At 63.6% G+C, this 11,695-nt stretch carries 11 protein-coding genes; 7 read left to right on the forward strand and 4 right to left on the reverse strand.

Translation table 11 applies throughout. The features are described 5' to 3' along the window. The first annotated feature begins 88 nt into the window (after positions 1–88). The 6 genes from pqqA to ACF8SD_RS01175 all read left to right on the forward strand — a co-directional run bounded on the left by pqqA (position 89) and on the right by ACF8SD_RS01175 (position 5,264). Entirely contained in the window at positions 89–160 is a 72-nt protein-coding gene (gene pqqA, locus ACF8SD_RS01150; RefSeq protein WP_003243383.1) for a pyrroloquinoline quinone precursor peptide PqqA, read from the forward strand. 83 nt (positions 161–243) lie between these two features. Next, complete coding sequence (gene pqqB / locus ACF8SD_RS01155) at positions 244–1,155, forward strand: pyrroloquinoline quinone biosynthesis protein PqqB (protein ID WP_009682811.1); 912 nt, start codon at positions 244–246, stop codon at positions 1,153–1,155. A gap of 160 nt (positions 1,156–1,315) precedes the next feature. Continuing rightward, positions 1,316–2,071, forward strand: coding sequence for a pyrroloquinoline-quinone synthase PqqC (gene pqqC / locus ACF8SD_RS01160; RefSeq protein ID WP_009682812.1), 756 nt, complete (start codon positions 1,316–1,318; stop codon positions 2,069–2,071). Continuing rightward, positions 2,068–2,343 carry a pyrroloquinoline quinone biosynthesis peptide chaperone PqqD gene (gene pqqD, locus ACF8SD_RS01165; protein ID WP_392483426.1) on the forward strand — a complete coding sequence of 92 codons (276 nt, stop codon included), beginning with the start codon at positions 2,068–2,070 and terminating at the stop codon, positions 2,341–2,343. Before pqqC ends, pqqD begins: the two co-directional genes overlap by 4 nt. Continuing rightward, positions 2,315–3,475 carry a pyrroloquinoline quinone biosynthesis protein PqqE gene (gene pqqE / locus ACF8SD_RS01170; RefSeq protein WP_249414319.1) on the forward strand — a complete coding sequence of 387 codons (1,161 nt, stop codon included), beginning with the start codon at positions 2,315–2,317 and terminating at the stop codon, positions 3,473–3,475. Before pqqD ends, pqqE begins: the two co-directional genes overlap by 29 nt. Continuing rightward, the gene (locus ACF8SD_RS01175) at positions 3,441–5,264 is read left to right on the forward strand and encodes a prolyl oligopeptidase family serine peptidase (RefSeq protein WP_392483427.1); all 1,824 of its coding nucleotides are present in this window, start codon (positions 3,441–3,443) and stop codon (positions 5,262–5,264) included. The genes pqqE and ACF8SD_RS01175 overlap by 35 nt, the downstream gene beginning before the upstream one ends. Positions 5,265–5,385: 121 nt before the next feature. Here the strand turns inward: ACF8SD_RS01175 and ACF8SD_RS01180 are convergent, their stop codons facing one another. Together ACF8SD_RS01180 and ACF8SD_RS01185 are read right to left on the reverse strand one after the other, a co-directional pair. Continuing rightward, positions 5,386–5,544 (reverse strand): YqaE/Pmp3 family membrane protein, encoded by a 159-nt coding sequence (locus ACF8SD_RS01180; RefSeq protein ID WP_009681539.1) that lies wholly within the window; start codon positions 5,542–5,544, stop codon positions 5,386–5,388. 160 nt (positions 5,545–5,704) lie between these two features. Then, positions 5,705–6,985 carry an aspartate aminotransferase family protein gene (locus tag ACF8SD_RS01185; RefSeq protein WP_173887397.1) on the reverse strand — a complete coding sequence of 427 codons (1,281 nt, stop codon included), beginning with the start codon at positions 6,983–6,985 and terminating at the stop codon, positions 5,705–5,707. Positions 6,986–7,196: 211 nt separating this feature from the next. Between ACF8SD_RS01185 and ACF8SD_RS01190 the strand changes: the two genes are divergently transcribed. Continuing rightward, positions 7,197–8,120, forward strand: a complete 924-nt coding sequence (locus ACF8SD_RS01190; RefSeq protein WP_173887396.1) for a LysR family transcriptional regulator — start codon at positions 7,197–7,199, stop codon at positions 8,118–8,120. 274 nt (positions 8,121–8,394) lie between these two features. Here the strand turns inward: ACF8SD_RS01190 and ACF8SD_RS01195 are convergent, their stop codons facing one another. Then, the gene (locus ACF8SD_RS01195) at positions 8,395–10,173 is read right to left on the reverse strand and encodes an acyl-CoA dehydrogenase C-terminal domain-containing protein (RefSeq protein WP_173887395.1); all 1,779 of its coding nucleotides are present in this window, start codon (positions 10,171–10,173) and stop codon (positions 8,395–8,397) included. 124 nt (positions 10,174–10,297) lie between these two features. Next, the gene (locus tag ACF8SD_RS01200; RefSeq protein WP_392483428.1) at positions 10,298–11,581 is read right to left on the reverse strand and encodes a diguanylate cyclase; all 1,284 of its coding nucleotides are present in this window, start codon (positions 11,579–11,581) and stop codon (positions 10,298–10,300) included. Between the last annotated feature and the right edge of the window lie 114 nt (positions 11,582–11,695).

The raw sequence follows: 11,695 nt of genomic DNA on the forward strand, positions 1-11,695 counted from the left end.
CGCAATCCCAGTTCTGGGAACCTCCTGCGCATGGCGGTACCCAAGTAGTAGCTGAGCAAACCCAAACCCATCCGGAAGGAGTAACTCCATGTGGACCAAACCTGCTTACACTGATCTGCGTATCGGCTTCGAAGTCACCATGTACTTCGCTAACCGCTAAGCCCGGCTTACGGTTCCACGCCTCGGCCTGCCGGGGCGTTTTCGTTTTCAAGATACTGATTTCGCACAGCATAGAGAGTGGCCATGTATATCCAGGTTCTCGGCTCCGCCGCCGGTGGCGGGTTCCCGCAGTGGAACTGCAATTGCGTCAACTGCAAGGGTTACCGTGACGGCACCCTGCGTGCAACGGCGCGCACCCAGTCGTCCATCGCCCTGTCCGACGACGGCGTGCACTGGGTACTGTGCAATGCCTCGCCCGACATCCGCGCGCAGCTGCAAGCCTTTGCGCCCATGCAGCCAGCCCGGGCTCTGCGCGATACCGGCATCAACGCCATCGTGCTGCTGGACAGCCAGATCGACCACACCACTGGGCTGCTCAGCCTGCGCGAAGGCTGCCCGCACCAGGTGTGGTGCACCGACATGGTCCACCAGGACCTGACCACCGGGTTCCCCCTGTTCAACATGCTCAGCCACTGGAACGGTGGGCTGCAGTGGAACCGCATCGAGCTCGAAGGCAGCTTTGTGATCGACGCCTGCCCCAACCTGCGCTTCACGCCCTTCCCGCTGCGCAGCGCCGCACCGCCCTACTCGCCGCACCGCTTCGACCCCCACCCAGGCGACAACCTTGGCTTGCTGGTCGAAGATACCCGTACCGGCGGCAAGCTGTTCTACGCCCCTGGCCTGGGCCAGGTCGATGACAAGCTGCTGGCGATGATGCACGGCGCCGACTGCCTGCTGGTCGACGGCACCTTGTGGGAAGACGATGAAATGCAGCGCCGTGGCGTTGGTACCCGCACCGGGCGCGAGATGGGCCACCTGGCGCAGAACGGCCCCGGCGGCATGCTGGAAGTGCTCGATGGCTTCCCACGCCAGCGCAAAGTGCTTATCCACATCAACAACACCAACCCGATACTTGATGAAGCATCGCCCGAACGCGCCGAAGTACTGCGCCGTGGCGTGGAAGTGGCTTTCGACGGCATGAGTATCGAGTTGTAAATACAGACGGCCAGACGACACTAAACCCCTGTGGGAGCGGGCATGCCCGCGAAGCAGCCAATACAGTTCATGGCATCGGCTTGGCCGGTGTTCGCGGGCATGCCCGCTCCCACAGGGGTGAATTGCCAGGCCAGTTAAGCGTTTTACAGGAGCGAGCCGAATGAGCGATGCACTGCCAATGTCCCCTGCAGAGTTCGAGCAGGCCCTGCGCGCCAAGGGCGCCTTTTACCATATCCATCACCCCTATCATGTGGCGATGTACCAGGGCCGGGCCAGCCGCGAGCAGATCCAGGGCTGGGTCGCGAACCGCTTCTACTATCAGGTCAACATCCCCATGAAGGATGCCGCGATCCTGGCCAACTGCCCTGACCGCGAAGTGCGCCGCGAGTGGATACAGCGCCTGCTCGACCACGACGGTGCCCCCGGCGAGGACGGCGGTATCGAGGCCTGGCTGCGCCTGGGCCAGGCGGTGGGGCTGGACCCCGACCAGTTGCGCTCGCAAGAGCTGGTACTGCCCGGCGTGCGCTTTGCCGTAGACGCCTACGTCAATTTCGCCCGCCGCGCCAGCTGGCAGGAAGCGGCCAGCAGCTCGCTGACCGAACTGTTCGCCCCGCAAATCCACCAGTCGCGACTGGACAGCTGGCCGCAACACTACCCGTGGATCGACCCGGCCGGCTACGAGTACTTCCGCACCCGCCTGGGCCAGGCCCGGCGTGACGTGGAGCACGGCCTGGCCATTACCCTGCAGCATTACACCACCCGCGCAGGCCAGGAGCGTATGCTGGAAATACTGCAGTTCAAGCTGGATATCCTCTGGAGCATGCTCGACGCCATGAGCATGGCCTACGAGCTGAACCGCCCGCCCTATCACTCCGTCACCCAGGACCGGGTGTGGCACAAGGGGATCACCCTATGAGTTTCGACCGTAACCAAGTACCGAACTGGCGCCCCGGCTACCGCTTCCAGTACGAACCGGCGCAGAAAGGCCATGTGCTGCTCTACCCTGAAGGCATGATCAAGCTCAATGACAGCGCCAGCCTGATCGGTAGGCTGATCGATGGCCAGCGCGATGTTGCAGCGATCATCAGCGAACTCGAACAGCAATTTCCCGGCGTGCCCCAGGTAGCCGAGGACATCGAGCAGTTCATGGAGGTAGCCCGTGCCGAACACTGGATCGTCCTCGCCTGAGTTGCCGCCAACGCCCGCTGTGGGCTTGCCGCTGTGGCTGCTGGCCGAGCTGACCTACCGTTGCCCGCTGCAGTGCCCGTACTGCTCCAATCCGCTGGACTTTGCCGCCCAGGGCCAGGAGCTGAGCACCGAACAGTGGTTCAAGGTCATGGCCGAGGCACGCCAGATGGGCGCCGCGCAAATCGGCTTTTCCGGTGGTGAGCCGCTGGTGCGCCAGGACCTGGCCGAGCTGATTGGCGAGGCCCGCCGGCTGGGTTACTACACCAACCTGATCACCTCCGGCATTGGCCTGAACGAGGCGCGCATCGCCGAATTCAAGGAGGCCGGCCTGGATCATATCCAAATCAGCTTCCAGGCCAGCGACGAGCAGGTCAACAACCTGCTGGCCGGCTCGAAGAAGGCCTTTGCGCAAAAGCTTGAAATGGCCCGCGCAGTGAAGGCCCACGGCTACCCGATGGTGCTCAACTTCGTCACCCACCGGCACAACATCGACAAGATCGACCGCATCATCGAGCTGTGCATCGCCCTGGAAGCCGACTTCGTCGAGCTTGCCACCTGCCAGTTCTATGGCTGGGCGCACCTCAACCGCCTTGGCCTGCTGCCAACGCGCGCGCAATTGGAGCGTGCCGAGCGCATCACCAACGAGTACCGCGCAAAACTCAAGGCCGAAGGCAACCCGTGCAAGCTGATCTTCGTCACCCCGGACTACTACGAAGAGCGCCCCAAGGCCTGCATGAATGGCTGGGGCAACCTGTTCCTCACCATCACACCTGACGGTACTGCACTGCCCTGCCATGGCGCCCGCCAGCTGCCGGTGCAGTTCCCTAATGTGCGTGAGCACGACCTGCACCACATCTGGTACGAGTCGTTCGGCTTCAACCGCTTCCGTGGCTACGAGTGGATGCGCGAACCGTGCCGCTCCTGCGACGAAAAAGAAAAGGACTTCGGCGGCTGCCGCTGCCAGGCCTTCATGCTGACCGGCGACGCCCGCAACGCCGACCCGGTGTGCGCCAAGTCGGCCGACCACGGCATCATTCTCAAGGCCCGCGAGGAGGCCGAAAGCGCCCAGCTCGCCATTGAACAGATGACCTTTCGCAATGAACGTAACTCCCGTGTCATCGCCCGCGGCTGAATTCAGCGCGGCCCAGGCCGTCGCCGCCGGCACCGACTTTGCCGAACTCAAGGTCGGTGCCGACGGGCTGTTCTGGCTGGAATTTCGCCCAGCCGATGGGGCTTGCCGCATCTGGCACTGGTTGTACTGCCAGGCTCGCTGCCTGACCCCGGATGGCTTCAGCGTGCGCAGCCGGGTCTACGAGTATGGCGGTGGCAGTTTCTGCCTGGGCGCCGACGGGCTGGTGTTCGTCAACGAGCAGGACCAGCAGGTCTACACCCAGCCGCTGGACGACCTGGAACCGCGTGCCCTGACGCAGAATGCCAGCTGCCGCTATGGCGATGTGCAATGGCACGACGGCCAGGTGCTGGCGGTTGAAGAACGCCACGCCGGCCAGGTCGAACATCGCCTGGTCGCGCTGCGCGACGGCGGCTGCGAAGTGCTTGCCGAAGGCGCCGACTTCTATGCTGCACCGACGGTGAGTGGCGACGGCCAGCGCCTGGCGTGGATCGAATGGGACCGCCCGGCACAGCCATGGACCGTGACCCGGTTGATGTGCCGTACGCGCGATGCCAGTGGCCACTGGTTGCCCGCGCAGTGCGTGGCGGCAGCCGAGGAATCGTTGCAGCAGCCGCGTTTCGATGGCGAAGGCCGGCTGTACTGCCTGTCCGACCGCAATGGGTTCTGGCAACCTTGGGGCGAAGTCGATGGCCAGTGGCAGGCGATGCCTGCCGAGCAGGCAGACCACGCGGCGGCCCCCTGGCAGCTGGGCACCTGCACCTGGTTGCCATTGGGCCCACATAGCTACCTGGCCAGCTGGTTCGAAAACGGCTTCGGCCAACTGGGGGTGCGCGGGGCCGATGGCCGCACCGAGCGCTTCGCCAGTGCCTACACCCGCTTTCGCAACCTGGCCATAGACAACGACCACCTCTATGCCATCGCCGCCTCGCCCATCAGCCCGCCGGCGGTGATTGCCATCGACCGCAGCAACCACGAGGTTCGCGTGCTGGCCGGTGGAGCCGAAGTGCTGCCAGCCGACCACGTCAGCCTGCCACAGGCGTTCCACTACGCCAGTGATGGTGAGCAGGCGCATGGTTTCTTCTACCCGGCGGCCCGTTCGCAGGGGGCCGCACCGTTGGTGGTGTTCATCCACGGTGGCCCGACATCGGCCTGCTACCCGGTGCTCGACCCGCGCATCCAGTACTGGACCCAGCGCGGCTTTGCCGTGGCCGACCTGAATTACCGGGGCAGCACCGGCTATGGCCGGGCGTACCGCCAGGCACTGCACCTGCGCTGGGGTGAGAGCGATGTGGCCGACGCCTGTGCAGCGGTCCGGCACCTGGCAGCACAGGGTCTGGTCGACCCACGCAAAGCGTTCATCCGCGGCGGCAGCGCGGGGGGCTATACCACGCTCTGCGCCTTGGCGTTCCATGACGTGTTCCGTGCCGGTGCCAGCCTGTACGGGGTCAGCGACCCGATAGCGCTAGGGCGTGCCACGCACAAGTTCGAGGGTGATTACCTGGACTGGCTGATTGGCGACCCCGCCCTGGATGCCGAGCGCTACCGCCAACGCACGCCGCTGCTGCATGCAGGGCAGATCAGGGTGCCGGTAATCTTCTTCCAGGGCGAGCTGGATGCGGTGGTGGTGCCAGAGCAGACCCGATCAATGCTGGCGGCGTTGCAGGCTAACGGGATCGAGGCGCAAGGGCACTTCTACGCGGGCGAGCGGCATGGGTTCCGCAAGGCGCAGAACCTGGCGCATGCGCTGGAAGAAGAGTGGAAGTTCTATTGCCGGGTGTTAGGAGGCTGACCCTTGGGGGCTGCTTTGCAGCCCAATCGCCGGCAAGCCGGCTCCCACAGGTACAGCGAAGGCGTTGAATGCTGCACCAACCTGTGGGAGCCCGGCTTGCCGGTAATAAAGCCTGGGCAGGCTAACGCTTGGCGATGATGTACACCGCATGCACGATCCCTGGAATGTACCCCAGCAGGGTCAGCAGAATGTTCAGCCAGAACGCCCCGCCAAACCCAACCTGCAGAAACACCCCGAGCGGCGGCAAGATAATGGCGATGATGATGCGGATAAAGTCCATGCGAGTCTCTCCTGAAGGGGTTACAACACAGACTAGCCGCTGGTCCTGGAGGTTCCACAGGCAAAAAAAACGCCCCGGGCCGAATGGAACAGGCCAGGGGCGATGCGCAGGAACGCCAGACGGTTCGTAGAATTGGGTAACGTGCCGCTTACGCCGACACTTACGCCGGCACTTCGCGGCGCGCATGCTGCTGCGCATGCAAGCGGGCAAAGGCGCGTGCCAGTCGCAGCAGCATTTCGTCGATATTGCCCTTGCTCACGGTCAGCGCCGGAGAGAAACGCACCACATCCGCTTGTGGGGCATTGAGCAGCAAGCCTTCGTGCAGGGCCGCGGCCACCAGTTCACGCGCCTGGTTTTCCTTCAGCTGCAGCGCCCACAGCAGCCCTTGCCCGCGTACTTCGCCCTGGCCATAACGCCCAGCCAGGCGGCTCAGGCCGTCGCGCAGGTGGCGGCCGTGGTCCTGCACTTGGCCGAAGAAGCCGGGCTCAAGTACGGTATCCAGCACAGCCAGGCCCGCAGCACACATCAGCGCATTGCCGTGGTGGCTGCCCTCCAGCTCGCCCGGTTCGGCGCAGCACGCCGTACCGCGGGCCAGCAACGCGGCCAATGGCACACCACCGCCCAGGCCTTTACCCAGGGTGATGATGTCGGCACGCACGCCATAGGTCTCTTCGGCCAGCAACGCACCACAGCGCCCGATGCCGGTCTGTACCTCATCGAGGATCAGCAGGATGCCCAGCTCACGACAGAGGGTTTCCACGCCCTTGAGGTACTCGCGGGTCGCCGGAATTACCCCGGCCTCGCCCTGCACCGGCTCCAGCATGATGGCCACAGTGCGCGAATCCACTTCGGCGTGCAGCGCCGCCAGGTCATTGAACGGCACCTTGCTGAACCCGGGCAGGCCCGGTTCACAGCGGTTGCAGGGCAACGGGTCGGACGCAGACAGCGCGCCCAGGCTGCGGCCATGGCAGGCCTGGCTGGCGGTGATGATGTGATAGGCGCCATTGCGGTGCAGTTGGCCCCACTTACGCGCCAGCTTGATCGCCCCTTCACAGGCTTCGGCACCGCTGTTGAGCAGGTAGGCCTGGTCGCTGCCAGTGCTCTGGCAAAGGCGGTTGGCCAGCGCCAGCAGGCCACGGCTGTGAAACCCCGCGCCCGGGTTGATCAGCGCCTGGGCCTGGCTGCCCAACGCCTTGACCAGCACGCTGGGGCTATGGCCCAGGCTGTTCACTGCGCCGCCCTGGGTGAAGTCCAGGTAGGCATGCCCGGCATCGTCCCACAACCAGGAGCCCTGCCCGCGTACGAACACCTGCGCAGGGCGTTCGGCCCCTGGCATCAGGCAGTCACGCGACAACTCGGCAGCGGGTGGCACACGCACCGGCACAGGCTTGGGCTCGGCCAAGGCGGTCGGGGCCGAGCGGCGCAGGTTGAACAGGTTCATCGGGGCTCCAGCCAATGCACGGTAAGGGGCGAGCAAAGGGCGATCTTGGCGCCGCCGCTCATTATTTTGTCTTGCCTATCAAAAGTGTTTCTCATCCGCGGTAACAATCGACTGATTCAGCGCTGTAACCCGTTGGAATACGGCTATAGACTAGGCGCCACGAGGGGTTCCGGCCATTTCGATTTTCCAGTATTTTCGATAAGCATTACTTATGGATTTTCGCCAACTGCGTTATTTCGTCGCGGTGTACGAAGAGGGCCACGTCGGCCGCGCCGCCGAGCGCCTGTCGCTGTCACAGCCAGCGCTTTCACAACAGATCCGCCAACTGGAACACAGCCTGGACCTGAGCCTTTTCGAGCGCAGCAACAAGCGCCTGCTGCCGACCCTGGCGGCCCATACCCTGTACAACCATGCCCTGCCGCTGCTCGATGGCCTGCAGCGTGCCCACGAGGCCATGCGCAACTTCAAGGGCCAGTCTTTGCGCACCTTGGCCATCGGAGTGCTGCAAACGGTACGCCCCAGCCTGGTGCCGCAATTGCTCGAACGGCTGCGCAAGGCCCAACCCCACCTGGTGGTGCAGATCTACGAGTTATCGGGGCTGGAGATCGAGCGGCGCCTGCTCAACGGCAGCCTGGACATCGGCATCAGCTACCTGCCGCCACGCCAGCCCGGCTTGCATGGCCTGTTGCTGTACGAGGACGAGCTGCAGTTGGTGATACCCGCCACCCACCCGTTGAAGGATTTCAAGAAGGTGTCCATACGCCAGGCGGCCGAGTTGCCCATGCTGATGCTGGGCGAGGAGTTTCAGATCCGCCAGATCTGGCAAGCCCAGTTAGCCAGCCAGGGGCGGCGGCCGCAGGTGCAGGCCGAGATGAACAACATGGCGGGTATCCTCGACAGCCTGGCGCACACCGCGCTGGCAACCATTTTGCCAGGCCGGGCCAAAGACGCCGCCGAGGACGACCAAGGGCTGTTGTGGAAGCCCCTGAGCGAGCCGCGTGTACCGCTGAAGGTGGGGCTGGTGTTCCGCGATGCCCAGCGCCAGCAGGCATCGGTCGAACTGCTGCGTACGCTGCTGGAAGAAGAGACGGACGCGCGACAGCTGGGCGCATCACCGCTGGATGTGCTGGCCTGATAAAACACGCGCGCAAAGAAAACCCCGCCGAAGCGGGGTTTTCCAGACTGTTTCCCTGTGACATCCGTATCGCCCCGCCTTCCTGGCAGGTGGTCCTTCGTCGCCATCCTTGATCTGTCCTTTGCGCTTCCTGCGCAACGTCCATGTGGTAAAGATTAACCGTGGATCCAATCTGAGAACAGTGGTGAAAAGTCACCACGTTGTGTAGGAAAAGGCTTACACAGTATTCGCAGATACGCGAAGCACAGGGGCCGCTGGGCGGCCCCTGAATCAGCTAGAACTGCTCGGCACCCAGCAGGTAAAGCGACTCACTGCCCGCCTTCACCGAGGCCACCAGCGAATCCACCCGTGGCAGCAAGCGGGCGAAGTAGAACCGCGCCGTGCCCAGCTTGCCCGAATAGAACGCCTCGTCGCCCTCACCCGCTTTCGCTGCCCGCGCCATCAATGCCCACATGTAGCCATAAGCGACATAGCCAAAGGCATGCAGGTACTCGACCGATGCTGCGCCAATTTCATTCGGGTTGCCCTTGGCCTGCTGCAGTACCCATTCAGTCAGCCCATCCAGTTGGCCGAGCGCAGCGCCCAGTGGCCGGGTGAACTCTTCCAGCTCGCTACCCGCACTGGCCATGAACTGGCGAATTTCGTCTGAGAACAGCGTGTAGTAAGCGCCGCCGCTGGCCACCACCTTGCGCCCCATCAGGTCGAGGGCCTGAATGCCGTTGGTGCCCTCGTAGATCTGGGTAATGCGCACATCACGCACCAGTTGCTCCTGGCCCCATTCACGGATGTAGCCATGCCCGCCGAACACTTGCTGGCCGTGCACCGCGCACTCCAGGCCCAGGTCGGTCAGGAAGGCCTTGGCCACCGGCGTAAGCAATGCCACCAGCTCTTCGCTGCGTTTGCGCACGCCAGGGTCTTCGCTGTACTTGGCACTGTCCAGTTGCATGGCCACATAGGTGGAAAACGCGCGGCCACCCTCGATGAGTGCCTTCATGGTCAACAGCATGCGCCGCACATCCGGGTGGACGATGATCGGGTCGGCGGCTTTGTCCTTGGCTTGCGGGCCGGTGGGGGCACGGCTTTGCAAACGGTCACGCGCGTACTCCACGGCATTCTGGTAGGAACGCTCGGCCGTCGCCAGCCCCTGGATACCCACCCCCAGGCGCTCGTAGTTCATCATGGTGAACATGGCTGCCAGGCCTTTGTTCGGCTCACCGACGATATAGCCCACAGCCTCGTCGAAGTTCATGACGCAGGTAGCCGACGCCTGAATGCCCATCTTGTGCTCGATGGAGCCACAGGTGGCCGGGTTGCGCGCGCCGAGGCTGCCATCCTCGTTCACCATGAACTTGGGCACCAGGAACAGCGAGATGCCCTTCGGCCCAGCCGGCGCATCCGGCAACTTGGCCAGCACCAGGTGGATGATGTTCTCGGTCAGGTCGTGCTCGCCGCCGGTGATGAAGATCTTGGTACCGCTGACCTTGTAGCTGCCGTCTGCCTGTGGCTCGGCCTTGGTGCGGATGATGCCCAGGTCGGTACCCGCGTGCGGTTCGGTCAGGCACATGGAGCCAGCCCATACCCCGGCATACATGTTCGGCAGATACTTTTCCTTCAGCGCCTCGCTGGCGTGGGCGTTGATCGAAAGGCAGGCGCCGGCGGTCAGCATCGGGTACAGGCCAAAGGCCAAGCTCGAGGCATTGACCATTTCCTCGACCTGCGCCGAAATGGCCTTGGGCATGCCCATGCCGCCGAACAGCGGGTCGCCACCCACGCCCACCCAGCCACCTTCGGCGTAGGTGTTGTAGGCCTCGATGAAGCCGGCCGGTGTGCGCACCGCGCCATTGTCCCAGTGGCAGCCCTCTTCATCGGCCGCGCGGCTGAGCGGTGCGATGGTCTTGGCGGTCACCTTGCCAGCCTCCTCCAGTACGGCCATGGCCGTATCGGCATCGACGACCTCGGCCAGCCCGGGCAACTGCGCCCACTGCTCAGCCACGTTGAACACTTCATTCAGTACGAAGCGCATGTCGCGCACGGGCGCTTTATAGTCAGCCATGACAACCTCTCGCAAGTGGGGTCTGGGCGGTCTCGGGGTACCGCGACACTGGGGTAGATACCAGTGTAACCGAACAACATTTACGAGACATAGGGTCATCAATCGACCAATTGGTCTATTTTGGTCACGAAGTGCGTACAGCCCCACGCCGCGATTGCTGGCCATGCACCACCACACAATTGCGCCCTGCGCCTTTGGCGTTGTAGAGCGCCTGGTCGGCCGACTTGAGCACGGCTTCGGGGTTGCGGTGATCGGCCTGGCGCTCCGCAACGCCAATGCTGATGGTCACCGAAACCGTGCCGCCGCTGCTGCCGGCGCGGCGTTGGCGCCCGGTGGTATCGTCTTGCGGGCGGTTGTACTTGTCGCGCAGGTGCATCACATAGTTGGCGATCACCTCGCGCACCGCTTCCACATGGGGCACGCATTCCTCGGCGGTCTTGCCCGCGAACACCAAGGCGAACTCCTCTCCCCCATAGCGGTAGGCACGCCCACCACCGGTGACCTTGGCCAAACGGCTGGCCACCAGGCGCAACACCTGATCGCCGACATCGTGACCGTGCGTGTCGTTGAATTTCTTGAAGTGGTCAACGTCGGTCATGGCGATGACATAGTTGCGACCCAGCCGCTGCATGCGCTCGTTCAACGCACGCCGGCCGGGCAAACCGGTCAGCTCGTCGCGGAAGGCCATCTGGTAGGCCTCGTGCGCAACCGCTGCGGCGATCATCAACATTACCTGGCTGCACATGATGTTCAGCGTGAACGGCAGGATGAACGTTTGCGGCAGCATCCAGAAAATGCCGAGAAGGCCGATGATCTGGGCCGCGTGCAACGGCCTCGGCGCGCGCAGGTACTGCACCACCAGCAGGATGAACACCCCCGCGAACAGCGGGTAGGCCAACTGGATCAGGCTCATCCATTGGCCATGCAAGGTCGGCCAGCGAATCTCCGCCAACCAGGTCAGCAGCGCCTCCGGGTAGCTTTGCTCAAGGGCCACTGCCACGCTGCCCACGGCAAACAGCACGGCGCCACGGGCCACCAGGTCTTGCAGCAGGTGGGTGCGCTCCTGCCAGGCGCCATACAGGCCGAACAATGCCGGCAACAGCAGGCATACCAGGTGGAATATCACCGCTGCATCCTCGCGCACACGGCCGTGGTCGCGGTAGAAGTCGGTCTGGGTGTCGAGTAGAAAGTAGGCGATGTATACCGTAAGCATCAAAAACAGCTCACGTTGCCGGCGATACACCGCGCAGTAAGCGCCACCCAGCAGCAGCACCAAGGTGGGCAGAACATTGAACAGCGATGTGAAAAACACACTGAGGTCTCTCACATAAGCTGCGGCGAGCCCTGCCAACAGCAGCAGCAGCGAGGGCAGGAAGTGGCTGGCACGGACAGCGTTAAAACGAAACAAGGGTAATCTCCGACCCGGCAGATCAATAGTGGCATTGTGCCCTTATTTCATCGGCAGCGTACCCGAACAGTTGAATTTCAAATCGGCCAGGGTGTTGTCGAGTGGCCTGGGCCT

It is taken from the genome of Pseudomonas sp. CJQ_9 (genome assembly GCF_043106615.1).
Lineage (GTDB): Bacteria > Pseudomonadota > Gammaproteobacteria > Pseudomonadales > Pseudomonadaceae > Aquipseudomonas > Aquipseudomonas juntendi.